This is a genomic window from Shewanella sp. HN-41 (assembly GCF_000217915.1).
Lineage (GTDB): Bacteria > Pseudomonadota > Gammaproteobacteria > Enterobacterales > Shewanellaceae > Shewanella.
Genome location: NZ_AFOZ01000031.1, coordinates 59,711 through 83,030, shown reverse-complemented (window position 1 = coordinate 83,030; position 23,320 = coordinate 59,711). Strand labels below are relative to the sequence as shown.

The 23,320-nt window shown below is 48.3% G+C and carries 22 protein-coding genes, 1 pseudogene and 1 other annotated feature; of the genes and pseudogenes, 10 read left to right on the top strand and 13 right to left on the bottom strand.

Annotation, left to right across the window (positions count from 1 at the left end):
• Positions 1–2 precede the first annotated feature (2 nt).
• Both SOHN41_RS12035 and SOHN41_RS12030 read right to left on the bottom strand, forming a co-directional pair.
• Positions 3–671 (bottom strand): GNAT family N-acetyltransferase, encoded by a 669-nt coding sequence (locus tag SOHN41_RS12035; RefSeq protein WP_007649309.1) that lies wholly within the window; start codon positions 669–671, stop codon positions 3–5.
• A complete protein-coding gene (locus tag SOHN41_RS12030) occupies positions 671–2,176 on the bottom strand; it encodes a lysine N(6)-hydroxylase/L-ornithine N(5)-oxygenase family protein (protein ID WP_007649308.1) in 1,506 nt (501 codons plus the stop codon). Before SOHN41_RS12030 ends, SOHN41_RS12035 begins: the two co-directional genes overlap by 1 nt.
• A gap of 18 nt (positions 2,177–2,194) precedes the next feature.
• Between SOHN41_RS12030 and SOHN41_RS20105 the strand changes: the two genes are divergently transcribed.
• Positions 2,195–2,410 carry a hypothetical protein gene (locus SOHN41_RS20105; RefSeq protein ID WP_139058376.1) on the top strand — a complete coding sequence of 72 codons (216 nt, stop codon included), beginning with the start codon at positions 2,195–2,197 and terminating at the stop codon, positions 2,408–2,410.
• A 412-nt stretch (positions 2,411–2,822) separates the two neighbouring features.
• Here SOHN41_RS20105 and SOHN41_RS12025 read toward each other — a convergent pair whose 3' ends face one another.
• From SOHN41_RS12025 to SOHN41_RS11990, 8 genes and pseudogenes are all read right to left on the bottom strand, one after another.
• Positions 2,823–3,107 (bottom strand): DUF2798 domain-containing protein, encoded by a 285-nt coding sequence (locus SOHN41_RS12025; RefSeq protein ID WP_007649306.1) that lies wholly within the window; start codon positions 3,105–3,107, stop codon positions 2,823–2,825.
• 109 nt (positions 3,108–3,216) lie between these two features.
• A complete protein-coding gene (locus tag SOHN41_RS12020; protein WP_007649296.1) occupies positions 3,217–3,648 on the bottom strand; it encodes a hypothetical protein in 432 nt (143 codons plus the stop codon).
• A gap of 70 nt (positions 3,649–3,718) precedes the next feature.
• Positions 3,719–4,561 (bottom strand): tryptophan synthase subunit alpha, encoded by an 843-nt coding sequence (gene trpA, locus SOHN41_RS12015; RefSeq protein ID WP_007649287.1) that lies wholly within the window; start codon positions 4,559–4,561, stop codon positions 3,719–3,721.
• A 5-nt stretch (positions 4,562–4,566) separates the two neighbouring features.
• Complete coding sequence (trpB, locus tag SOHN41_RS12010; protein ID WP_007649285.1) at positions 4,567–5,757, bottom strand: tryptophan synthase subunit beta; 1,191 nt, start codon at positions 5,755–5,757, stop codon at positions 4,567–4,569.
• 192 nt (positions 5,758–5,949) lie between these two features.
• Positions 5,950–7,437 (bottom strand): bifunctional indole-3-glycerol-phosphate synthase TrpC/phosphoribosylanthranilate isomerase TrpF, encoded by a 1,488-nt coding sequence (trpCF, locus tag SOHN41_RS12005; RefSeq protein WP_007649284.1) that lies wholly within the window; start codon positions 7,435–7,437, stop codon positions 5,950–5,952.
• A 4-nt stretch (positions 7,438–7,441) separates the two neighbouring features.
• The gene (trpD, locus tag SOHN41_RS12000; protein WP_007649282.1) at positions 7,442–8,509 is read right to left on the bottom strand and encodes an anthranilate phosphoribosyltransferase; all 1,068 of its coding nucleotides are present in this window, start codon (positions 8,507–8,509) and stop codon (positions 7,442–7,444) included.
• Positions 8,506–9,109, bottom strand: a pseudogene (locus SOHN41_RS11995) (aminodeoxychorismate/anthranilate synthase component II). The gene trpD and the pseudogene SOHN41_RS11995 overlap by 4 nt, the downstream one beginning before the upstream one ends.
• 10 nt (positions 9,110–9,119) lie before the next feature.
• Positions 9,120–10,754, bottom strand: a complete 1,635-nt coding sequence (locus SOHN41_RS11990) for an anthranilate synthase component 1 (RefSeq protein ID WP_037459002.1) — start codon at positions 10,752–10,754, stop codon at positions 9,120–9,122.
• A 98-nt stretch (positions 10,755–10,852) separates the two neighbouring features.
• Positions 10,853–10,960: a sequence feature (Trp leader region), on the bottom strand.
• A gap of 211 nt (positions 10,961–11,171) precedes the next feature.
• On the opposite strand from SOHN41_RS11990, the gene rnm reads away from it, so the two are divergent.
• From rnm to SOHN41_RS11960, 6 genes are all read left to right on the top strand, one after another.
• A complete protein-coding gene (gene rnm, locus SOHN41_RS11985; RefSeq protein WP_007649272.1) occupies positions 11,172–12,032 on the top strand; it encodes an RNase RNM in 861 nt (286 codons plus the stop codon).
• Positions 12,029–12,649: an L-threonylcarbamoyladenylate synthase gene (locus SOHN41_RS11980; RefSeq protein ID WP_007649271.1), complete on the top strand. Its 621-nt coding sequence runs from the start codon at positions 12,029–12,031 to the stop codon at positions 12,647–12,649. Before rnm ends, SOHN41_RS11980 begins: the two co-directional genes overlap by 4 nt.
• Before the next feature lie 160 nt (positions 12,650–12,809).
• Entirely contained in the window at positions 12,810–13,598 is a 789-nt protein-coding gene (locus tag SOHN41_RS11975) for a segregation and condensation protein A (protein ID WP_007649270.1), read from the top strand.
• Positions 13,599–13,601: 3 nt separating this feature from the next.
• Positions 13,602–14,198, top strand: a complete 597-nt coding sequence (gene scpB / locus SOHN41_RS11970; protein ID WP_007649269.1) for an SMC-Scp complex subunit ScpB — start codon at positions 13,602–13,604, stop codon at positions 14,196–14,198.
• Positions 14,191–15,066, top strand: coding sequence for a 23S rRNA pseudouridine(2605) synthase RluB (gene rluB, locus SOHN41_RS11965; RefSeq protein WP_007649268.1), 876 nt, complete (start codon positions 14,191–14,193; stop codon positions 15,064–15,066). The genes scpB and rluB overlap by 8 nt, the downstream gene beginning before the upstream one ends.
• Positions 15,067–15,167: 101 nt before the next feature.
• Positions 15,168–16,127 (top strand): hypothetical protein, encoded by a 960-nt coding sequence (locus SOHN41_RS11960; RefSeq protein ID WP_007649267.1) that lies wholly within the window; start codon positions 15,168–15,170, stop codon positions 16,125–16,127.
• A gap of 47 nt (positions 16,128–16,174) precedes the next feature.
• On the opposite strand, the gene SOHN41_RS11955 is transcribed toward SOHN41_RS11960, so the two are convergent.
• Positions 16,175–16,912, bottom strand: coding sequence for a YciK family oxidoreductase (locus SOHN41_RS11955; protein WP_037458981.1), 738 nt, complete (start codon positions 16,910–16,912; stop codon positions 16,175–16,177).
• A gap of 260 nt (positions 16,913–17,172) precedes the next feature.
• Here SOHN41_RS11955 and SOHN41_RS11950 point away from each other — a divergent pair, with 260 nt between their 5' ends.
• A complete protein-coding gene (locus SOHN41_RS11950) occupies positions 17,173–19,656 on the top strand; it encodes a VolA/Pla-1 family phospholipase (RefSeq protein ID WP_007649264.1) in 2,484 nt (827 codons plus the stop codon).
• A gap of 123 nt (positions 19,657–19,779) precedes the next feature.
• Entirely contained in the window at positions 19,780–20,796 is a 1,017-nt protein-coding gene (sohB, locus tag SOHN41_RS11945; protein WP_037458979.1) for a protease SohB, read from the top strand.
• Between the two features lie 155 nt (positions 20,797–20,951).
• Here the strand turns inward: sohB and SOHN41_RS20160 are convergent, their stop codons facing one another.
• Positions 20,952–21,089: a hypothetical protein gene (locus tag SOHN41_RS20160; RefSeq protein WP_007649261.1), complete on the bottom strand. Its 138-nt coding sequence runs from the start codon at positions 21,087–21,089 to the stop codon at positions 20,952–20,954.
• Between SOHN41_RS20160 and SOHN41_RS11940 the strand changes: the two genes are divergently transcribed.
• Positions 21,088–22,119 carry an AraC family transcriptional regulator gene (locus SOHN41_RS11940; RefSeq protein WP_007649262.1) on the top strand — a complete coding sequence of 344 codons (1,032 nt, stop codon included), beginning with the start codon at positions 21,088–21,090 and terminating at the stop codon, positions 22,117–22,119. The genes SOHN41_RS20160 and SOHN41_RS11940 overlap by 2 nt on opposite strands.
• Positions 22,120–22,125: 6 nt before the next feature.
• Here the strand turns inward: SOHN41_RS11940 and SOHN41_RS11935 are convergent, their stop codons facing one another.
• The gene (locus SOHN41_RS11935) at positions 22,126–23,298 is read right to left on the bottom strand and encodes an SO2930 family diheme c-type cytochrome (RefSeq protein WP_007649260.1); all 1,173 of its coding nucleotides are present in this window, start codon (positions 23,296–23,298) and stop codon (positions 22,126–22,128) included.
• Positions 23,299–23,320: the final 22 nt, after the last annotated feature.

Below are 23,320 nucleotides of genomic sequence, written 5' to 3'. Positions count from 1 at the left end.
ACCTAAAGAGTCGATAATGTCATGGGAGAGGTTAGGGGGGCTTTGAACGAGCTTGGCTGAGCTAAGGTTTGTTCTGCAGCTAAGCGCGTCGAAGAGGGCGTGCTCGATGCCAGCTGGCGCTGGGCCGCAGTGCAAAATCCGAGGAACGCGGCTTTAGTGCTTAATTGAATCGCCTTTTCATAGCGAATGCCCACTCGGCTATTTAAGCGATGAATTTTGCTATTGAGTTGATCGGGTTCAACCACGAGGCGGTTAAAGGCCAGTCTTTCAAGTACGAGCTGCGCTATCGCATCCATCACTTTGAAGGATAAGCCGCTGACGGGATTGCCATCGGGCGGCGCGATAATCAAATGCATTCCGCAGTCCCCCTGCGCAACAGGATAGTGGTGGCCGACTTCATCGTGGGCGGGATCGTAGAGCTCCACCATAAAGAGTGATTTGGCCTGCCATTCGCCCATCAAGGCAAACTTGTGCTCTGTGGCTGCCATAAGATTCTCTATGGCGGCGAGACTCAAGCCCTGCATGCCCCAAAACTTGGCGTATTCTTGGTTAAACCAAGACTGCAGTGTTGGTATGTCTTGCTTTAGATCTAACGTTCTGAGTTGGAAACCATTGATGTTTGTAATAGCCGATAGCTGCGTTAAACAATGGCTGCTAAATTGACTCGCCATTATTGCGCCTCCTTGTTTGGCGCCATCAAGACCGACATCTTGCTTCCCGCGCCTGAACTCACGTTTGGAGTCGGCGTTTGGGTTGGATAGCGATGCGGCGGCGCATCAACGGTATTGCTGTGCGGCGACGCCTGAGGGAAATGTTTAGGGTTAAGATTCAGTGGGTTAACCGCATTGGCGCCACAGGGCAGATGATTGGCAAATTTAGCGGGGTCGAAGGTTTGAAAGGCGATGTGCTCTTCAATGTGGTAGGGCGCATAGCCGAGCACGGCTTTTAAGATTGTGCCGTTGCGATAACAGCCCATACCAAGATCCGGCGAGCTTACCCCATGGGTATGCAAACCGACATTCTGGACAAAAATATCACCGCGAATATCTATGCTGTAGTCGCGCTGCACCGCAAGTTGTCCCGCCTCATCGAACTCGAGCTGTTGCTTTATATTTTTGATAAATTGAGGTAAACGGTAGTGATAGCCAGTGCCTAAAACCACTGCTCCCGTGGTTTGACTCAAAGGAATATCTTGTTCTTGATGCTGGAAATGTAACTTGAGTGCATCTGAGTCAGTTTGGATACGGGTTAACGCCACATTGGTCATCAATTGGCACTGGAAATTCGCAATCAAGCGCTTTTGATATAACAAGTCATAGATGTCGTTGATAAGCTCTGCATTAATGCCCTTGTAGAGCGATTTTTGACTGGCGATCAACGCACAGCGTTTTTCCGGTGCTAATTCGTGGAAGTAATCGACATAATCTGGCGAGGTCATCTCCAACGTTAGCTTAGTGTATTCCAAGGGATAGAAACGTGCAGACCGCGTCATCCAATTGAGTTGATAGCCATAGGTATCAATATCTTGCAGTAGATCGTAAAACACTTCCGCCGCGCTCTGGCCACTGCCAATCACAGTGATGGCATGTTGGCTTTGCAGGTAGGTTTTTTGCTGCATATAACTGGCGGTATGCATGACCCGCGGATCTTGAATGGGGCAATCCTTTGGCAGATAAGGCTCTGTCCCTGTGCCTAACACTAGCTTTCGGCATTGATAGGTATGGGTTTTACCACTGCGTCTATCAAAACCTGTGACTCGATAAATCCCTTCACCCGCGTTGTAATCCACTTGAGTGACCTTAAAACCAAATTTGAGATTGCTGAGTTGTTGGCTCACCCATTGGCAGTACAAGTTGTATTCGTGGCGGGGTAAAAAGAAATTCTCGCGAATATAAAAGGGATAGAGTCTGCCCGTCTGTTTGGCAAAATTAAGGTAACTGTAACGGCTGGTGGGATCGGCCATAGTCACCAGATCCGACATAAAGGGGGTTTGTAGTCTTGAGGATTTGAGTAGCATGCCTGGATGCCAGTCAAAGCGGGTTTTAGCATCTAAAAATAAGCAGTTAAAGCCGTCGATAGGTTCTGATAAGGCGGCGAGGCCAAGATTGAATGGGCCAATACCGATGCCGAGTAGATCAAAGATTTCGCGATCCATTTCCCTTTGTTGAGTAGTCACTTACGCCTCCTTGGCAACATGCCGTTGCGTGTTGCCGATCCAGTAATCCGTTGCCTAAGGACGCAAATCAAAGTGAATGCGACGATCAAAATAGCCTGTTTGGCTATCTATCTTGCGGCGATTAACTCGCTAGTTTTAACTCAGTCCCTAGGCGATTTTCCTGCTGTCTCTGTCCCGACAACGGCGAGTAAATTAGCACGTGAAAATATTCAAATGCAAATCATTCTCATTTAAGTAATGGCGTAGGTTAATACTTTTCCCCTATAAATAAGCGGTGTTTGTGCGGTTAATGGCATGCATAGTGGTCGATTTAGCGAGGGCTGACAACATCGCTCATGACGGCTGAAAAATGAGAAGCGTGAGTTTGAAAAAACTCAAATTTATTGATTTATATCAAAGTATTGGGTGTTTTATTGACAATGCGGTTTGGGATAAATGTGAGCTTAGATAATACCGAATTCAATCGGTAAAGGGGGTTGTGAGGATGTTAATGTAAATCCAGTGTAAATCGCCACCGAGCAGCGATTATGCTAAGTAGTTGACCAAGAGATTGAACTAAGCCATTGAACGAATGATAAGGGTATTTACGCTAAGATTTGCATAGGATAGCAATACCCTATGATGGAGCATGCTTAGGATCCATTGATTAGGGTAAATCAACAAAAGCTGCCGTGAGTTTTCGTACTAAAGGCAACACCAGCAGCAGTGTCGGGAAGGCAACAACCCAAGAGATCAGCCAAGCGCTCAGCCAGAGCTCGATAAACTGTGGTGCAGCGCCTACACCATTAAAAGTGCTGATCGCAGAAACGATACAACTCATTAAAATAGATAGAAAAAATGGCATTACAACCGTAACATACTTAGCGGGTAATTTAGGTGTCCCCAGGAAAGTACGAGACTTAGCATCGGACAAAGGGTTAGAAGCTGACATGGTATCCTCTTTGGTAATTTATTAGGCGAATGGCGGGTGAATGACTATTCGCGGCTATGCAATCATTAGAATCAAGCGGCACTTTGTCAACAAGGGCATCAATTAAAACTTAATCAAGCCAATTAGTAACCCAAAGCTCGCCCGTCACATTGACCCAGTGGCCGAGGGAGATAGGGGATTTTCCCAGTTCATTATCAAACAGCAATGGGAAACTTGATTGCAACAGATAAACCCTATCTTCAGGCGTTTGGCTGATGTCGACGATTTGCCCTGAAGCATCAAAGTGACAGTTATGCAGCGGAAACTGCAGATGCTGGCGTGGTGCTTGCTCAATGATATTAACTTGAGGGTTCGCACTCGCCAACCGACCCAATAATTCAACCGTCACCCATTGGTTAAGGGGAAAACGCGCTTTTGCCTGCTGATCGCAGCCTTGGTAGTAAAACCAAATTGGCGCGCCATTGTCGCATTTTGCGGCCACTTCCCCTTCAAATCCACAGCCCCATGGTGTTAGTTCGAGAATATGAATTCGATACAGCATAAAAAGTCCGTTTTATTTTCGAGGCATCCATGCTACCGAGGAACTGTGACTAAATGAATACGCAGTTAGTTTAGGTTGCAGCTTTCATGGCGCGCGTAAATTCCCCCAGCGTTGCAAGTAGCTTAGCTTCATCGTGTTGGTGAGTTTCGATGATTTTCACGACGGCAGAGCCAGAAATCGCCCCAGCGGCGCCCGCTTTGATGGCGGCGCTCACCTGTAAAGGTTCGGCAATGCCAAAGCCGAGTAGCGGTGGCGGCGCGTTAAAGGTTTTTAACTTAGATAGAATCTCTTCCACCGGAACGCCCGCTTTAGTGTCGGTGCCTGTCACCCCTGCGCGGGATAAGAGGTAAGTGTAACCTTCACCACTTTTACTCACTTGCTCCAGGGTTTCACTGTCGGCATTAGGCGGCGCGATAAAAATCGGTGCAATACCATGGGCTTTAGCGGCGGCACTAAATGGCGCCGATTCTTCCACTGGCACATCGGCGATAAGCACTGAATCCACACCCGCTTGCTGCGCTTTGGCGTAAAACGCATCTATGCCGTTAGCAAAAACTAAGTTCGCATACAGCAGCAAACCTATTGGCAGTTCTGGGTATTTTGCGCGCACTTGCGCCAGTAATTCAAAACATGCCGTTGGGGTTGTGCCCGCGGCGAGAGAACGCAGGTTTGCCCCTTGGATCACAGGGCCATCGGCCAAGGGATCGGAAAACGGAAAGCCCAGTTCTAAGGCATCGGCACCGTTTTGCACTAAGGTATCGATGATTTTCAGCGATAACTCAGGGCTAGGATCGCCAAGGGTGACGAAGGGCACAAAAGCGCCACGGCCTTCGGCGTTGAGTTTGGCAAAGGTGGCTTGGTAACGGCCTGCATGCGATTGAGTTGTAGCGTGAGCTGTAGACGTGTCACTCATGTTTATTATTCCTCTTTACCATTCAAAATGTCAGAAACGGTGAAAATATCTTTGTCGCCACGACCGGAAAGATTGACCACTAAAATGGTTTCCTTAGTGCACTCGCGCGCCATTTTCACGGCATAGGCGATAGCATGTGCCGATTCCAATGCGGGGATAATCCCTTCACAGCGAGCCAGTTGTTGGAAGGCTTCTAAGGCTTCATCGTCGGTGGCGGATTCATAACGGGCGCGGCCAGTGGCATTAAGATACGCGTGCTGCGGGCCAACGGAGGGAAAGTCCAATCCGGCTGAAATCGAGTAGGATTCTTCGATTTGACCTTCGCTATCTTGCATCAGAGGTGCTTTCATGCCGAAGAAAATCCCTGTTTTACCGTGTTTAAGCGGCGCGCCGTGCATCGGCGTATCTATGCCTTTACCCGCAGGTTCGACACCAATCAGTTCGACACTTGGCTCGTCGATAAAGTCAGCAAACATGCCGATGGCGTTGGAACCGCCGCCCACACAGGCGATAACCGCATCGGGTAGGCGACCTTCACGTTCCAGCATTTGTTTCTTAGTTTCTTCACCTATCATCCGTTGGAATTCACGCACTATGGTTGGGAACGGATGTGGCCCCGCGGCTGTGCCGAGTAAATAGTGGGCCTTTTCGTAGCTACCAGACCAGTCGCGCATGGCTTCGTTACAGGCATCTTTTAAGGTGGCAGAACCTGAGGTGACAGGAATGACTTCTGCGCCCATCAACCGCATTCTAAATACGTTAGGTGATTGGCGCGCAACGTCTTTTGCGCCCATATAGACTTTACATTTTAAGCCTAACAGCGCGCAGGCAAGGGCGGTGGCAACGCCGTGTTGCCCTGCGCCCGTTTCTGCAATAATTTCCTTTTTACCCATGCGCTTAGCAAGCAGAGCTTGGCCTAACACTTGGTTAGTTTTATGGGCGCCGCCGTGGAGTAAATCTTCCCGTTTGAGGTAGATTTTAACCTGTGGATTGGGGCTTAAATTGCGGGTTAAGGTGAGTGCTGTTGGGCGCCCCGCGTAGTTTTTCAGTAAATCGGTAAATTCGGCTTTAAAGTCGTCATCTTCCTGCGCTTCCACAAAGGCAGTTTCTAATTGCTTAAGGGCTGGCACTAAAATCTGTGGCACATACATGCCGCCGTATTCGCCGAAATAAGGGTTAAGCTTTAACGTTGACATACCTTTTTCCTTATCTTATCAATCAGTTTGTCAGTGGCTTGATGGTGCTAGCAACGTCTTAGTGTTAACCGTTTTATAGTGTTAACTGAGTCGTTATCTATTTGGCCACTGGCATTAATAGGTTCATATTTTTTGAGCATCACGCTTATCGAGCACCAACTGCATCTAGGGCTTCTTGCTTAGCGCGATAGGCTAGAGGCGTAAATTAGTAAAAGCCGTCTGGATCAGCAGCGCAGATTTAATCCCTGCGGCGGTTTCTAGGCCAGAATTAAAATCTAAACCGTAAAATCCTTGGGCATTGGCACTCATCGCATTGCCTGGATTGAGTCCGCCCGCCAACATGGCATGGGCCTTTTGCGGGCCTAAGGACTTCACATCAATATTTTGCCAATTAAAGGCTTGGCCCGAGCCGCCAAATTGACCTGCCGTTTTACTATCAAAGAGATATCGCGATGCTCCCTGAGGTATGTTGCCCATTTCACCCGTTTGCGCATCGACGCTGACGGCTTTCCAAATTTGGGTGGTGAGTCCCGCTTGCTCAAGTCGCTCTGCGAGCTGTGCAATTTCAAGTTCTGTTTCAGTGCCGTGCAGCTGTACGGCAGATAACTGCAAACGGGCGGCGATATCACAAATGGTTTCTGGCGCGGCATTAACAAACACGCCGACAAATTCGATGGCGGAGGCATCGGATGCGCGGTACTCCCTGAGCAGTTGTTCTGCTGCATCAAGGGTTAATGCACGCGGGGATTTTTCAGCAAAAATCAGTCCGCCATAGACAGCGCCTGACGTTGCTGCGGCGCGAATATCTTCCACACGGGTGAGGCCGCAGACTTTATTGTGACCGAAGATCAATTTACGGCAGGCCAGGTCGATATCAGCCTCGGCCATAATCGAGCTGCCGACGAGGAAGCCATCGACCAGTGGACTCAGGCGGCGCACTTGCTCATTGTTGTAGATGCCAGATTCGCTTACCACCACGCGGTCGCTGCCAATGTGTGGCGCTAAGGCTTCTGTGGTGGCGAGATCGGTACTCAAATCCCTTAAGTTACGGTTGTTGATCCCGATAATCGGCGCATCTAATGCGATGGCGCGCTTAAGCTCTTCTTCATTACTGACTTCGGTCAGCACATCGAGTTGATACTTAGCGGCTTCTTTCGCTAGACGTTGATATTGTTCATCATCGAGTACGGACAGCATCAACAGAATCGCATCGGCGCCTTGGTGGGCGGCGAGTTTGATTTGGTATTCGTCCACAAAAAAATCTTTGCACAGAATCGGTTGCTTAACCCGAGCGCGCACCTTAGGGATATAGTCCATATCCCCTTGGAAAAATTGCTCGTCGGTTAATACCGAAATACCCGCCGCATATTTACCGTAGATATCGGCAATGGCTTCTACATCAAACACATCGCGGATAAGCCCTTTGGAGGGACTGGCTTTTTTACATTCTAAAATGTAACCGGCCTTGGGCGCCTTGAGTGCCGCAAATAAACTGCGATCAGAGATTTTGGGTGACAGACTCGCCTCTGGGAAGCGCAGCTTCAGGGCGGCAATATGGGCCGCTTTGGTATCGACAATACGGGTTAACACATTACTTTTTGGCATAGCGTTTGTGGCTGCCTCTGGCTGAGTGCGCAGGTCTTGAGTCATCGTTGTTGGAGTCACTTCTACTTGGGACATTCGCTTATCTTCCTCTTTCTTGACCGTTGACTTGGGCTTCCCCGCTGACTTTTGCGAGCTGACTTAACAATTCAAAGGCTTTGCCGCTTTGAATGGTAGCGAGCGCAAGTAAGGTTCCCGCTTTGACTGAATCAGCAATCCCACAGACATATAAAGCACAACCGGCATTGATGGCGACCGCATTGGTATGTGCCTCAGTGCCATTGCCTTTTAAAATCGCCTCGGTGATCAAAGCATTTTGCGCGGGCTCGCCACCTTCTAAGTCGGTTATCTGCGCTAAAGGCACACCTAAATCGGCGGGCGTGAGTTGATACTCTATGATATCGCCGTCTTTTAACTCAGCAACTTGGGTGTTGCCGTGCAGCGCGACTTCATCTAAACCGCTGCCGTGCACTACCATAGCGCGTTTTGTGCCAAGTGCCTTTAATACTTTCGCGATCGGTAAGACTAACTCAGGACTATACACGCCAAGCAACATAAACTCAGGTCGTGCTGGATTGATTAGCGGCCCTAACACGTTGAATAAGGTGCGGGTTTTCAATGCTTGTCTTACGGGCACCGCATGTTTTACCCCGCCATGGTAGTGGGGCGCAAACAAAAAGCACAGATTCAATGCGTCGAGGCAACGACTGGCAGTCTCTGGCAACATAGTTAAGTCGATGCCAAACTGCGCCAAAAGATCCGATGACCCCGATTTACTCGACACGCTACGATTGCCGTGTTTGGCGACCTTAGCGCCTGCCGCCGCGGCCACAAAGGCTGCCGTGGTGGAAATATTAATGGTATTAAAGCCATCGCCACCGGTGCCAACTATGTCAACGATTCCATTGCTAAGGCTATCACCATTCGAATAGGGAAAAGCCTTGGCGGCGGCGCGCATGGCATCGGCGGCGCCACTGATCTCATCAATGGTCTCACCGCGCATTTTCAGCGCAACTAACATTCCCGCCATCGCGGCTTCACTCATCTCACCGCGAATTAACGCGCTAAAAATCTCAAAGGTTTGCTCACGGCTTAAACTCTTACCTTGGTATAAAGCGTCGAGCAAAGGCTGAATATTGTTGGTACTCATGCACTTACTCCTGTTGTCATGTCTTGGGTAAGAAAGGCCAAGGTTTGAATGAGCAGTGTGCTACCTAAGGTGGTGAGAATCGATTCTGGGTGGAACTGAAAGCCAACGGCTCTGTGCTCAGGGTGCAAAACGGCCATCGGCATAGCGTCAGTGGTTGCGATCACTTGCAAACAATCAGGCACTCGAGTGGCGACGAGACTGTGATAGCGGGCAACGGGCAGGGGAGAGGGGCAAACCTGCAAATACGCCAGTGCCATCATGGAAAGTCGGGCTTGCCTTGCCGTGCACCACAAAAGGTGCGCGCGCCACTGTGCCGCCGTAATATTCCACCATGGCTTGATGGCCAAGGCAAATACCCAGCATAGGCACCTTACCCGCGACTTTGGCGATAAGCGCCATCATAGATCCCGCCTCATGGGGCGCACCTGGACCGGGTGATAACACTAGGGCTGCGGGTTCTTGTTCACTAAGCAGTTTTTCGGCGATAAAGTCGGCGGCAACATCGTTGCGGTAAATCACCACTTCACAACCTAGGCTTCTAAATTGATCCACTAAGTTGTAGGTAAAGGAGTCAAAGTTATCGAGTAAATAGAGTTTCATATTAGGCTCCTTATCCTTGCTGAACTGCGGTTGCTTGAGGGCTTATCGGTAAACCTGCCCCCATTTTGATAGCTGAAATCACCGCTTGTGCTTTTTGGCGAGTTTCGTCAGCCTCACTTTGGGGATCTGAATCGAACACGACGCCTGCACCGGCTTGGATATGGGCAATGCCATTTTTAACAAAAGCCGAGCGGATCACAATACAAGTGTCCATATCGCCAAGGGCATTAAGGTAACCCACGGCGCCGCCGTAGCTACCGCGGCGCGCTTTTTCCGCTTGGCGAACCAGTTGTGATGCGCGCACTTTAGGCGCGCCCACAAGGGTGCCCATATTCATACAGGCCTGATAGGCATGCAGCGCATCTAAGTCTTGGCGCAGTTGACCCGTTACACGGCTGACGAGGTGCATCACGTGGGAATAACGGTCCACTTTCAATAACTCGGCCACTTTACGGCTGCCGCTTTGGCTGATGCGGGCGATATCATTACGCGCTAAATCGACCAACATTAAGTGTTCCGACAGTTCTTTTTTATCTAAGCGCAGTTCAAGTTCAATGCGGCTGTCTAAGTCAAAATCAATCTCGCCTGTGGCGGTTTTGCCGCGTTTGCGGGTGCCAGCAATTGGGTAGACTTCGACCTGATTACTACTGGCATCAAATTTAAGTGCGCTTTCTGGCGAGGCGCCAAAGAGGGTGAAGTCATGGCCCCTGAAATAAAACATGTAAGGGCTTGGGTTAGTCAGGCGCAGGGCGCGATAAGCCCCTAAGGTATTCGGGCAAGGTAAACTAAAGCTTCGCGATGGCACCACTTGGAAAATATCGCCCGCTATAATGTGTTCTTTCAAATCGATAACGGTTTGTTTGAACACCTCATCGGAAATATTGACTCGCTCAGTTGCGTCGATGGCGACCAGTGTCGGTACATCGGCAAGTGAATTAGGGAGGTTTTTACAGTCTGAGGTTAATGTCTTTACCCGTTCACTCAGGGCAGTGGTGATCGCGGCACTTTGATCCGAATCACGACTGAAATTGTGGGTAATAATGTCCGCTTGTTTCAGTTTATGGTCGATAAGGATTAAGGTTTCAGCGAGGTAGAATAAGTAGTCTGGGCAATCGTTATCGCGGTTTGGCACGGCAGGCAGCGGTTCGACGGTATCAATCAAGTCGTAGGCTAGCACACCACCTAAAAACAGATCCTCAAAGGCGGGTTTAGTCTGGCTGTCAGTATGAGCGCCACAATCAATCTGCTGGATAAACATCCGCAGACCATCGAGCGGCGAGGTGGATTTTAAGCGTGCATCTTCATCCTGCAGCTTAGTGTCTTTTTGTAGCGTCACCACTAAGGTCAAATTATCTCGGATCACATTAACTGCTGTACTGAAAAAGAGCGCGATGGGAGCGAGTAAGCTTGCGCCATTATCGGTCAGTGCGGTGAAGGTCAACTGATAACCATCGCAGCGGATCATCATGGCGGCATGGGTCATTACCATGCTTTTTAAATGATCTTTACTGTCGATTTCGGCCGACTCTAGCAGCATAGTATGGGGCGCATCTTGGGTAATGTGCTGATACAAGCGCAGTGGATCGCTGTGGTAGGTTAATGCCGCCTTGAGTGTGCTCGAGCGTGCGAATGTCTGTTTGGGCATGTTCATACTTCAGCTACCTTATTAAATGTCTTTAACATCATGAGTTATCTCACTTTCTTAATCTTGTTACCCGAGTCTGCCGACATTTTTCGCACCTAACAAAAAAGCCCGCATTTCTGCGGGCTTCTTGTTGATTCTGGTCACTTTCAAATGAGCACAGAGCTTCACACCACCCGCTACGTTGGGAAGTGCCACCACCAAATGATGTTTAATGAAGCGTTAATGTGGGTCATTCAAAAGGGTCTCGCTAATTCGTCAATGGACCTATAGAAAACATGAGCCGAGCAATAATGTCAATTGAATATTTTTCAAATTGGCTCATTTGTGGCCAAAAAATCCCAAGGTTAAATAGGCAACCCTTGGCATAAAGTGTGAGATAACTGCACATTTCTTAACAAATTCGCGTACAATGGCCCCATGAATACTCAAAGCATATTGGCTGATTTACACAGCCACACGACCGCGTCCGATGGTCAGTTAACTCCGTCTGAATTGGTGGCCAGAGCCCTTGAGAAGGGCGTGCAATTATTTGCCATTACCGATCACGATACGGTTGCAGGTTTGGCTGAGGCCCGTCACTTTAATCAGGCTCAGGCAAATCCGCTTAAATTGATTTCAGGGGTGGAGATATCGACTCGCTGGAACAGTTATGACATTCATATTGTTGCGCTTAACTTCGATGCGGATAATCCTGCATTATTAGCATTTTTAGAAAACCAGCGTGAATTACGTGAATTACGCGCCCAAGAGATTGGCCACAGATTAGCGAAGGCGGGCATTGAAGGGGCCTATGAAGGTGCCAAGGCGTTGGCGGGCGATGCGGCTTTAAGCCGTGGTCATTACGCCCGCTGGATGGCTGAAAATGGCCATGCTGTGGATATGCCGAGCGTGTTTAAACGCTACCTTGCCCGGGGGAAAACGGGTTACGTGCCCAATAATTGGGGCGATATGGCAAGCGCGATTGAGGTGATCCACAGTGCCGGCGGGCTAGCTGTTTTAGCCCACCCTAGCGGTTATAAGTTATCCGCTAAGTGGTTAAAGCGTTTAGTGCGCGAATTTAAACAAGCGGGTGGAGATGCCATGGAAGTGGTGCTCGGCCAGCAAACAGTGGACGATAGGGCAAATCTTGCTGCTCTTAGCGTTCAAAATCAGTTGCTTGCATCGATAGGGAGTGATTTTCACTTTCCAAGTAATTGGATAGAATTAGGTAAAAATCTGTATCAGCCCCAAGGTATTGATTGGGTCTGGCAATCGGGATCTTGGATGGAACGACCATGAGTCAGTTTTTTTATGTACATGAAGTAAATCCGCAAACGCGGCTTATCGGCCAGGCCGTTGCCGTATTGAAAAACGGCGGGGTGATTGTTTATCCCACCGATTCGGGCTATGCCTTAGGTTGCTTGATTGGTGAGAAAGACGCGATGACGCGGATGGCGCGTATTCGTCAAATTGAGAACGATCATAATTTTTCCTTGATGTGCCGCGATTTATCCGAGCTTGCAACCTACGCCAAAGTGGATAATCAGGCCTATCGCATTCTAAAAAGTTGCACACCTGGGCCCTATACTTTCATTTTTAAAGCGACCAAAGAAGTACCCCGTCGTCTGCAAAATGACAAGAAAAAGACCATAGGTATTCGTGTGCCCGACAATGTGATCGCTCTGGCGTTGCTCGAAGCCTTAGACGCGCCGCTGATGTCGACCAGCTTAGTGATGCCAAACTCTGAATTTGCCGAGTCCGATCCCGAGCATATTCGTGATCTCCTTGAGCATCAAGTGGATGTGATTATCCATGGCGGTTATTTAGGCGAAAAGCCGACCACAGTGATCGATATGTCCGAAGACGGCGCCGAAATTTTGCGTGAAGGGGCGGGGGATATCAGCCCTTTCCTGTGATAACGGCAGACTGAGAAAACGGGTTATCGGTTTACTTAGCGGCATAAAGCGCCCATTTGGCAGTTTTATCGCCGCTCATTTACGGGTATAATCGCGCGTTTGGCGTAAGGCCAAGAGTGATTGTGTTCAATCTGTGGGTGTGACACGGGGAAAATAGCGGATGCTGGGCACGCAACAGAGTTTACCCTTAGCCGTTATTCGCGGTCAGGCAATGACCGAAATGCCGCAGGATTTATTTATCCCGCCCGAGGCATTGGAAGTATTTCTTGAGTCCTTTGAAGGGCCCTTAGACTTACTTTTATATTTGATCCGTAAGCAAAAATTAGACGTTGTCGATTTACCCATTCAGCAAATCACCGCACAGTATTTAGAATACATCGCGATGCTGACTCAGGCGCGTATCGAGCTTGCCGCCGATTATTTAGTGATGGCGGCAACCCTTGCCGAGATTAAATCCCGTTTGCTGCTGCCACGTATGGTGGCTGAAGATGAGGTTGAGGAGGATCCTCGGGCGCAGCTGATCCGTCAGTTAAAAGCCTATGAAGTGATTAAAGAAGCGTCGCAAAAACTCGATGATTTACCGCGGCTCGAGCGGGATGTATTTCAAGCCAAAGCGGTGGCAGCACCGGATATTAAGCCGTTAATGATCCCGCCTGAAGTCTCGTTATTCGAGATTGCCCGCGCCTTTGGCGATGTGCTCAAACGTATTGATGCCAATGAAGATCATCACGTTAAACGTGAACAGTTATCGACCCGCGAGCGCATGAGCCAGATTTTAGCCATGTTGAACTCAGAAGATTTTACGGCATTTGAACGCCTATTTACCTTTGAAGAAGGCCGCGCAGGTGTGGTGGTGACCTTCCTCGCTTTGATGGAATTAGTCAAAGAGTTATTGGTCGAATTGTACCAAACAGAACCGTTTTCAATTATTTACGTAAAGGCCTATTAATTGATGCAGATAAATCCAATTCAATTAAAACAGCTGATTGAAGCGAGCCTGTTTGTATTGGGGAAACCCTTGTCGGTGAAAATGTTGAAGGAAACGGTTCTCGTGGATTTCTCCGTTTCCAGAGACAAAATCAAAGTCGCATTGGACGAGCTGCAACTGGATTATCAGGAAAGAGGTGTTCAACTTGTGAAAGTCGCTGGAGGTTATCGCTTCCAGACCTTAGACGTTCTGAGTCCTTTTTTGCAGCCCCTGTGGCAGGAAAAGGCGCCAAAATATTCGCGCGCGACATTGGAAACTTTGGCTGTGATTGCCTATCGTCAACCAGTGACCCGCGGGGATATTGAACAGGTGCGCGGTGTGGCCATTAGTAGCCATATCATCAAAAGTTTGTCGGATAGACATTGGATTAAAGTAGTTGGCCACAAAGAAGTCCCGGGGCGACCCGCACTGTATGCCACTACCTTAGAATTTTTAGCATATTTTGGCTTAGACACCTTAGCGGATCTTCCCGCGCTTACGGATGCTGAGTCATTGCAGGCGGTTTTTTCAGGACTGAAATCAGCGCCAGAACAGTCAGAAGAGCAAAATACTAATGAGTGAAAAGTTGCAGAAAGTCTTGGCCCGTGCAGGCCATGGCTCCCGTCGTGAGATGGAGGCATGGATTGCTGCAGGTCGAGTTAGTATTGATGGCGTCATCGCTAACCTTGGTGACCGTATCGAAGCCGACGCAAAAGTGCGTATCGATGGTAGAGCGATTTCGCTTAAATCCGCCGATGATGTGATTTGCCGTGTGCTGGCATACCATAAACCCGAAGGCGAGATTTGTAGCCGTAAAGATCCTGAAGGCCGCCCAACGGTATTCGATCGCTTACCTAAAGTGCGAGATTCACGCTGGGTAGCCGTCGGCCGTTTAGATATCAACACCTCAGGTTTATTGTTGTTTACCTCCGATGGTGAGCTAGCAAATCGCCTAATGCATCCATCTAACGAGGTTGACCGCGAATACGCTGTACGTACCTTCGGTGAAGTACCTGAAGCGACGGTCCAGCGCCTACGCACCGGTGTGATGTTAGAGGATGGCCCAGCACAATTTGATAGCATCAAAGCCGCTGGTGGTGAAGGCATGAACCAGTGGTGGCATGTGTGTTTACGCGAAGGTCGTAACCGCGAAGTGCGCCGTCTGTGGGAATCCCAGGAAGTGCAGGTGAGCCGTTTGATCCGTATCCGTTATGGTATGGTCGAATTGCCAAAATCCTTACCCCGCGGCGGTTGGGTTGAATTGCCAATAGAGCAAGTCAACTACCTGCGTCAGTTGGCGGGTCTTGAGCCCGAAACCCGCACTATGCTTGCTGCCGATAAACACAGTGTGGCCCGTGCCCAGGTCAAAAGCGCCAAAATTCGCCGTGCCGTGCGTAAGCATAAAGTCACTGGGGCGGGAAAAGCCAAACCAACGCGTCAGCGTAGCTAAGTTGTTTTATCCTAATGAAAAAGGCCGCTTAGCGGCCTTTTTTGCTTTCTGTGACCGATGGTTATGTTATAACAAGGGAATTGGGCGAAAGGAGGTGAGCAATGGAGTTAATTTCAGTTAAGCGAATTTGGGAACTGGGGGAGCACAACGCTTTTACCGACTTGATCCTATACCAAGGCGCATTGTTCTGTGTTTTCCGTGAAGGTTCGGCCCATATATCCCCCGATGGCGCCCTGCGTATTCTTCGCTCCGTCGATTCTGGTGATACCTGGCAAAGTGTGGCATTGCTCCGCTCTACTCAAGCCGATTTACGCGATGGTAAACTGATCGAGTTTCAAGGAAAACTACTGTTATTGGGCGGCGGCGCTCACCACGATAAGTCCGGTTTACAGTCGTACCTTTGGCGCTCTAAAGATGGAGTGAATTGGTCTGAACCACTTGAGATAGCGGATAAAGGCTACTGGTTATGGCGCTTAACGGCACATCAGGGTTCACTCTATGGGATTGGTTATCGAGCAGGCCCCGATGGCGATACACGGTTATATAAAAGTGATGATGGAACAGTATTCAACACTTGGGTGAATATCTTTAATAATCAGGGGTATGTAAATGAAAGCTCTCTCGTGTTCCATGAAAATAGCGGTTTTTGTTTATTGAGACGCGATCCCGTATGGGGCCCAGAGTTTGTGGGATTATTAGGCCAAAGCTCACCGCCCTTTACTCAATGGCAATGGCAAGCATTAGATAAACGTATCGGCGGACCCGTGATGTTTATCTATCAGTCCCGTCTATTGGCTGTGGTGCGCCTGTATGAGGGGCAGATCCGCACGGCGCTTGTCGAGATAAATAGGGATACAGGCGCTATTCGTGAATGGTTAACCCTGCCATCTCAAGGAGATACGAGTTATGCAGGCGTGGTGCTTTGGGGAGATACCCTATGGGTCAGTTACTATTCTAGCCATGAATCTTCGATTGCATCTCATGCTGAGGGGCCCAAAGAACAAGATAAGCCTAAAACCATGATTTATTTTGCTCAAATTAAGCTTGCGGGTGAGTTCTAAAAGCAAAAGGAGCCATAAGGGCTCCTTTTGTTTAATCGCTCTTTCACTTATTGAGCGTTAAATTGCTGACCGTTGACTGCGCTTGAGTCCTGCCCCATTAAATATAAATAGGTGGGCATAATTTCTTCCGCTGTTTTCAAATCTAACGGATTTTCAGCTGGATAGGCTTTTGCACGCATTTCGGTGCGGGTCGCCCCAGGATTGATGCTGTTAACGCGTACTGATGTGCCATCACATTCGTGGGCGAGTACTTGCATCATGCCTTCGGTGGCAAATTTGGAGAAAGCGTAGGGACCCCAGTAAGCGCGGCCCTGACGGCCAACACCGCTTGAGGTGAAAATAATCGAGGCACTCGGTGCTTGGCGCATGATGGGTAGCAGGGCTTTAGTCAGCATAACTTGGGCCGTCACATTCACTTTGAGCACATCTTCGAGGGACTGGATATCAATATGTTCGAATGGGCCTAAGGCGCCGAGCAAACTGGCGTTATGCAGTAAACCATCCAAATGACCAAACTGTTCGCTAATGGTTTCAGCCATATCACGGTAATTTTGTTCGGTCGCACCTTTGAGATCTAAGGGCACAATGGCGGGTATTGGATAACCAGCCTGTTCTATTAGATCGTAAACCGCTTCGAGTTTTTTCACGGTTTTACCGAGTAAAATCACAGTGGCACCATGTTTTGCAAACTCAATGGCGGCCGCGCGACCTATGCCCGCGCCTGCGCCTGTGACCAGAATAGTTTTACCTTGAAGTAAATCTTTCGCTGCTTGATATTCCAACATGAGTCTCTTTTTCCCCTTGGCGAGAATGCCCGCCACTTCTAGAGTCGCCGAATTGCTAAACGCATGTTTCAAACAAACGAATGAAACTTTGTTATCAATAGCAAAAATGTTTGTGACAAACTTGTGGCTAACTCAATATTTTTACGTTAACTTGAAACGAGTTAGGGCTAACATAAGCCCTATTAGTCATAGAGTTCGCGCTATTGTGACTAATTTCTTGGGGAAAACAAAATTATTACAACAAGATTTGGGGAAAAAAAATGAAAAGACTCATTTTGTGTGTTGCGATTGCATCAGCACTGGGCCTCACAGGATGTGGCGAGGACAGTTACAACGAACTCAAGGATAAGACGGAGCCGCTCATCCCTGAATCCCATATGGTGTTCGACCCTGCTAATTCCAAGGTACCTTTGCCAAACGATTTACTCTTCAGTGGTACGACCGATGGCACATTATCTATTCCGGGTGAAAGCTCAGGCAACTATGTCGATCCACAAATCGCACTTGGGGCATTAGATGGTTGGTCGACAACATCACCGATTTCTATTGATATTGATTTAGCGAAAAACCACGATGGTACACAACTGACCTTAATGGCGGCCTCGGTAGCACAGCCGGGGGCGGTGAGAATGTTTGAGGCCACTGTGGGGGGGCCATTGTCTTCCGATCCTGAGTGTAAAACTAAACCGTCGGTTTCAGCCTGTAAAGTGGGAGCCGAGTTACAGTTTGGTGTTGACTTTGTATCGACGGCTTCTGGTAATAAAGTGGTCCTAGTGCCTCTCAAGCCTCTTAAGGCCGGGCAGTCTTATATTTATGCCACCACTAACCTTATTCAAGACTCTGAAGGCCGCGGAATCGCACCTTCAACAACCTATGGTTTGTTGAAGATGGATATCAATACCTTACCTTTAGAAACCCCTGATCAATTAATGTTGCAAACCTTAGTCAACAGCTATGAAAAAGGGATCGCAGCCGCACATAATGTGGATACTTCAACCATTAGTTATGCGGGGCTATTTACCACGCAATCGGTTGCAAACGTCTATGAAACCACAAAACTGCTGATGGCACAGGGCGCGCCCTATGCGCCAAGTTTTGCGCAAATGCCAACGCCAGCAGGTTATACAGTTGCAGATGCAGCGGGTTTAACACAGGCTGACGGTGCAGCCTATGTTGTGTCGAGTTTAGCCGATGTCTATACCGCAAAAATTAAGTTACCGATTTACGGTGATTGTTCATCTGTGAGCTGTTTATCTTCAACGGGCCAGCCCTTGATCAACGGCCACTGGAAAGCACAAGGTGATAGCCCCGTTTCTGTGTTATTAGCGTTGCAAGCGGGTACTTTGAGTCAAACCAACTTTGGGATGCAAGCCGTGGCGAATGGGATTGCTAATCCCGCCGATGCTTTAGCGAATCCGGCGTTGATGGCGGGTAAAACTTGGTTGTTAGATGATGGCACTGCTGCCGATAAGACCAAGCATTTAACTAAGTTTAACCCTATCCCTGCAATCAAAGGTTATGAAACGGTTTCTGTACTGATTTCAATGCCTAATGCGGCTAAATTAGCCGCCTTCTATCAACAGCAAGGTTTGACTTTCACGCCGCCAACATCAGGTTGGCCAACCACAATCGCACTGCACGGCTTAGGTGGTGGTAAAGAAATGTCACTGGCCTATGCGGGTACCTATGCGGCAATGGGCGTTGCAACAATTGCCATCGATATGCCACTCCATGGAGCGCGCTCATTCGATGCTAACAACGATGGGATTTATGAAGTCTCTGCGACAGATCCATCGTTCCCAGCTCCTCCAGGTAAACCTGATGCTTATAAAAATGGTAATCCGTTAGTGTTTGTGAATATTTCGAGCACTTTGTCGGTGCGAGATAACTTCCGTCAAGCGACGATGGACCATTTAGGGGTGCGTCTTGCTCTTACTGGATTAGCACAGGGCTTAGCACAAGCTGGTCAGCCGCAAGTATTTGATGTGACTAAAATCAGTGCTCAAGGTCTGAGCTTAGGTGCTATCGTTGGAACTGACTTTGCGACCTATGCCAGTACTGGCCTCAAACATCCTGCGACGGGTGAAACTTTGCCTAATGCCTATGCTATTAATGCTGCGTCATTAGTGGCACCTACAGGAGGTTTAGCGGGCTCCTTTGCTGGTTCTGCGACCTTTGGCCCTGTGCTATTTAGCAATATCACCGCATCAGAAACCTTCCAAGCCCTAGTCGATAAAGCCAATACCGCAGGTTATGAGCCGGGTAGCCCAGAATATGCGGCATTAGTACAAGCGGTTTACGCCCAGTTTATTCCAACCTTTGCCTTTGCGGTGCAAACGGCGGTGGATTCGGCGGATCCCGTGAACCATGCGGCTATGTTAAAAGCGACGGGTTTACCCGTTCATTTAATTGAAGTGGCAGGGGATGGCAACGGTAACTTACCGGATCAAGTGTTACCTAATCGCGTGGATAACTTCCCGTTATCGGGTACTGAACCGCTGATCTCTGCTATTGGTTTACCTTGTGTAGACAGTACCAGTAAAGGTCCTGGTGCCGTGCGTTTCTCGAAGGGACACCACAGCTCTATTGTTGACCCAAGCGAGAAGGACTCCACCGATGGTATGGCTGCAGCGGCGACCGTTGAAATGCAGACTCAAGTGGCCACTTATGCCCTATCTGCGGGCAAAGGGGATGCAACGGTTTTAGTCTCAGACAGTGGTGTCATTGTAACTTGTCCTAACTAATTCCTATTTAATCCAGAAAACCCAGCCAATGCTGGGTTTTTTTATGGGCCATTAGGCTGTTAGAATAGCTCGCAATAAATTCAGTGAAGATACACGCAAATATGCGTCCCAATGGAGATCGCTTTGGAATTTTTATACGAGTATGGAATGTTTTTGGCGAAAGCCGTCACTATTGTGGTCGCTATTATCGCCGTGGTTATTGTGGTGCTGGCTTCTACTGTAAAGCATAAGTCAGACAAGGGGGAACTTAGGATCACTAACCTGTCTGAAGAGTTAGCCGAGCTTAAACACGATTTGAAAGCAGAGTTGCTGTCAAAGAAACAGTTCAAGGCTTACGAGAAACAATTAAAGGCTGAAGAAAAGGCGAAGGAAAAAGCCGCCGATGAAACTCACAAGGGTAAAGTGTTTGTGGTTGATTTCAAAGGCAGTATAGATGCGGCCGAGGTAGCTTCACTGCGCGAGGAAATCAGTGCCATTTTAGCCATCGCCGAAAAAGGCGATGAAGTTATCGTCAATGTCGAGAGCGGTGGCGGTATGGTTCATGGCTATGGGTTAGCTTCCAGCCAGCTAGACCGTTTACGCCAAGCCGACATTCCTCTGACCGTCTGCGTTGATAAAGTGGCGGCCAGTGGGGGTTATATGATGGCCTGTGTGGCCAATAAGATTTATGCAGCGCCCTTTGCTATTGTGGGGTCTATCGGTGTGGTTGCCCAGTTGCCTAATTTTAACCGGTTGCTGAAAAAGCATGAGATTGACTACGAGCAACATACTGCGGGGGATTTTAAACGTACTCTGACGGTATTTGGTGAAAATACCGATGAAGGCAGACAGAAATTCCAACAGGAACTGGAAGAAACCCATGTGCTGTTTAAGGCTTTTGTGGGTAAGTATCGCCCTGAATTAGATTTAGCTAAAGTCGCTACCGGCGAGCATTGGTACGGTCAGCAGGCCATTGATTTAGGGCTTATTGATGCGATATCAACCAGTGATGATGTTCTCATGTCGCTGGCGGGTGAGCGCACTGTGTATAAGCTGCATTATCAGGTTAAGAAAAAGCTCACCGATAAAATTGCCCATGGTGTATCGCTATCTGTCAATGCGATTTTTAATCGCCTCATTGAGAAGAATCGCCCGATGTAAGGGCAAATGTCACGGCCATGCCGTTTAATGCTGAACTCAAAACGCCTGCTATTTGCAGGCGTTTTTTATGAGAAATATCGATGCAATAAATTTATACATTTTTTTAACATTAAGTTGAAGTTAAGGCTGTTAAAAATAAGGTAAATCTTATACAACTATTGGATAACGGATAACGGATAACGGATAACGGATAACGGATAACGGATAACGGATAACGGATAACGGATAACGGATAACGGATAACGGATAACGGATAACGGATAACGGATAAATCTAAGATGAGGAGGTTTCATGTTACAACGCGTCGATTATAAAACGAATATGATGGTTGGAGATCAAACCTATCCTGCATTTGAACTGCGAAATATTTTGGACTTTACTGCTTTACACTTGGGGGAGACTGCAAAAGAGGAAGTCTGTTTACATATTGGTTTGGGTCATCAGGAACTCGCACACTATCAGTTTGTTTATGTTTGGCAAGTTGAATATGCCATGGAGTTTTTGCGTTTACAGAGCCAAGATCCGGATATTGGTACTAAGTTAGGCTTAAGTTATACCGTGAGTAGCCTAGATGTAGTGTTACCGCATTTGGCGCAGTTAACCACATTACAAGCTTGTCTGCAGTTTGTCGTCAATCACCCTAGATTAGTCGGTAGCTTTACCGATACCTTAATGCGGCTCGAAGACCAAAGCATTTGCATCCGTTGGTTGAACACGGGACGCATTGAAAAGAGTCAATATAGCTTTCAGTTTCTTCATAGTATTGGCTCTTTGCTTGGGCTGGCGCGTGAGTTGACGGGGCAGATTGTCCCTTTAACCAAGATTAACTTGGCAGAGCCTGCACGTGATAGCCGATTTTTAGCTCAATCAACGGGAGCCGAAATTTGTTTTGATAGTGAATATTTTGAATGGCGTATCGATTTAAGTTGGCTGTCATTACCGGTTATTTACGCTTTTTCCGATCATCAAATTACCGCGAGTGAGGTCCGGGCGGTCTCTTTTATCGACACTGTGCTTGATGTTATCCGGGAGCGTTTTCCCTGTGTGCCAAACTTAGATGCCATGGCCGCTCAGATCCATATGAGTGATAGAAGCTTCAGGCGAAAGTTGGCTCAGTTGGGCTCAAGTTACCAAAGGCTGGTGGATCAAGTGCGTTGTCAAAAGGCGATTGAACTTATTCTAGCTAATCAATTGAGTATTGAGGCGATTGCCGAAACTATGGGCTATGCGGATGTCAGTCATTTTAGGCAATGTTTTAAGCATTGGATTGGTCATCCGCCCGGATATTTCAGCCGCTTGAACTGCCATTATGTCCATAAATAAACACGCCTAGACGCAGTTACCTAAACTTGGTGCCAGCGAGTCTATCCATTGTTTTATCAGTTCCACCCCCTCGCTATGCTCAATGCTACGGCCTATGGGGGGCATTCTATCCTTAGGCTCAGACAGTGTTTGACGGTACAGCAAGATAGAGTGATCCGCATTGCCGGGGACGATATCGTAGTCGAGTCCTTTTTCACCCCCATCCCATCCCGGGGGCTGCTTGCAGATCCCATATTGATAACTGCTGTGGTCGACATAAAACCCAAGTCTGAGTCCTGAGATACTGGCAAAGCCATTGGCACTGTGGCAGTGGGCACAATTGACATCTAGGTAGCCCTTAGCCCGGGCCGTTAAGTCACTATTGGTCTCATTGATGGCAAAGGTTTTGCCTATTTCACCTATGGGCGGTAAAGAGGTGATAATCCCCTGCTGTGCCCAATGTTCCAACTGATTGATATTTTTGCCTTGATCGTGCAGATCAAGGTTGAGTAGGTGTGCCTTAAGGCCAATAGGGACGATTTGGCTGTTATTGTTTTGATTATTCTGGTGGCAAATTTTGCACTCGCCGCGGCTAGGGATGGCATAGTCAAAGGTTTGAGTTTGTCCCTGATTGGTGAATGTATGATGGACAGTGGCTCCTGCGGTTATCAGTTTGGCTTCTCCCTGTTGCCATTGATAAACAAGGCTCGTCCAGCCTAGGGATCTGTGGATTAACAGTCTGGTCTCGATAAGGGTTTCATTCGCAAAACCTGTAATGGCAGTGTCGAGCGGCAGGGTAAAGGTTTTGACGAGTACAGTGCCAACGGGTAGGTCAAACGCGTCTTGGGGTTGATATTGAATGGTTTTGCCTTCGGGCAAATAGATAAAACGGTATTTACTGGCATAGTTTGAAAATAACTGTGTCGCCAATTGGTAACTAAAACCGGGGGCTTTTGGCTGTGTGGTTGGGTTTAAAGGCTCGGTAAAGAGTCCATATTGACTTAAACGAGGGCAATCTTCGGCCATTAATGCCTGCCAGTTTACCTGGGAAGTACCTTGCTCACACAAGCCTTCGGGTGTGGTGGGCACCGTAGGCACCGTGGGTGTTTCGGTGCTGATATCTTGACTATCACTGCAACCACAGGCGGTTATTTGGCTGCTGATAATGAAGATTAAGCTACAAATTAAACGTTTTTTCATCGTAAACATCCACACAATCGGA

What these genes read in the sequence shown, in the direction of transcription:
- SOHN41_RS11990 (WP_037459002.1), bottom strand. Translation starts at nt 10,754, where the DNA reads ATGCCCAAACAGACATTCGCACGCTCGAGCACACTCAAGGCGGCATTA.
- SOHN41_RS11980 (WP_007649271.1), top strand. Translation starts at nt 12,029, where the DNA reads ATGAGTCAGTTTTTTTATGTACATGAAGTAAATCCGCAAACGCGGCTT.
- SOHN41_RS12035 (WP_007649309.1), bottom strand. Translation starts at nt 671, where the DNA reads ATGGCGAGTCAATTTAGCAGCCATTGTTTAACGCAGCTATCGGCTATT.
- SOHN41_RS12025 (WP_007649306.1), bottom strand. Translation starts at nt 3,107, where the DNA reads ATGTCAGCTTCTAACCCTTTGTCCGATGCTAAGTCTCGTACTTTCCTG.
- trpB (WP_007649285.1), bottom strand. Translation starts at nt 5,757, where the DNA reads ATGTCAACGTTAAAGCTTAACCCTTATTTCGGCGAATACGGCGGCATG.
- SOHN41_RS20105 (WP_139058376.1), top strand. Translation starts at nt 2,195, where the DNA reads ATGCCGTTGCGTGTTGCCGATCCAGTAATCCGTTGCCTAAGGACGCAA.
- SOHN41_RS11975 (WP_007649270.1), top strand. Translation starts at nt 12,810, where the DNA reads ATGCTGGGCACGCAACAGAGTTTACCCTTAGCCGTTATTCGCGGTCAG.
- SOHN41_RS11950 (WP_007649264.1), top strand. Translation starts at nt 17,173, where the DNA reads ATGAAAAGACTCATTTTGTGTGTTGCGATTGCATCAGCACTGGGCCTC.
- SOHN41_RS11960 (WP_007649267.1), top strand. Translation starts at nt 15,168, where the DNA reads ATGGAGTTAATTTCAGTTAAGCGAATTTGGGAACTGGGGGAGCACAAC.
- scpB (WP_007649269.1), top strand. Translation starts at nt 13,602, where the DNA reads ATGCAGATAAATCCAATTCAATTAAAACAGCTGATTGAAGCGAGCCTG.
- SOHN41_RS11940 (WP_007649262.1), top strand. Translation starts at nt 21,088, where the DNA reads ATGTTACAACGCGTCGATTATAAAACGAATATGATGGTTGGAGATCAA.
- SOHN41_RS11935 (WP_007649260.1), bottom strand. Translation starts at nt 23,298, where the DNA reads ATGAAAAAACGTTTAATTTGTAGCTTAATCTTCATTATCAGCAGCCAA.
- trpD (WP_007649282.1), bottom strand. Translation starts at nt 8,509, where the DNA reads ATGAGTACCAACAATATTCAGCCTTTGCTCGACGCTTTATACCAAGGT.
- SOHN41_RS11955 (WP_037458981.1), bottom strand. Translation starts at nt 16,912, where the DNA reads ATGTTGGAATATCAAGCAGCGAAAGATTTACTTCAAGGTAAAACTATT.
- SOHN41_RS20160 (WP_007649261.1), bottom strand. Translation starts at nt 21,089, where the DNA reads ATGAAACCTCCTCATCTTAGATTTATCCGTTATCCGTTATCCGTTATC.
- rnm (WP_007649272.1), top strand. Translation starts at nt 11,172, where the DNA reads ATGAATACTCAAAGCATATTGGCTGATTTACACAGCCACACGACCGCG.
- trpA (WP_007649287.1), bottom strand. Translation starts at nt 4,561, where the DNA reads ATGAGTGACACGTCTACAGCTCACGCTACAACTCAATCGCATGCAGGC.
- trpCF (WP_007649284.1), bottom strand. Translation starts at nt 7,437, where the DNA reads ATGTCCCAAGTAGAAGTGACTCCAACAACGATGACTCAAGACCTGCGC.
- rluB (WP_007649268.1), top strand. Translation starts at nt 14,191, where the DNA reads ATGAGTGAAAAGTTGCAGAAAGTCTTGGCCCGTGCAGGCCATGGCTCC.
- SOHN41_RS12020 (WP_007649296.1), bottom strand. Translation starts at nt 3,648, where the DNA reads ATGCTGTATCGAATTCATATTCTCGAACTAACACCATGGGGCTGTGGA.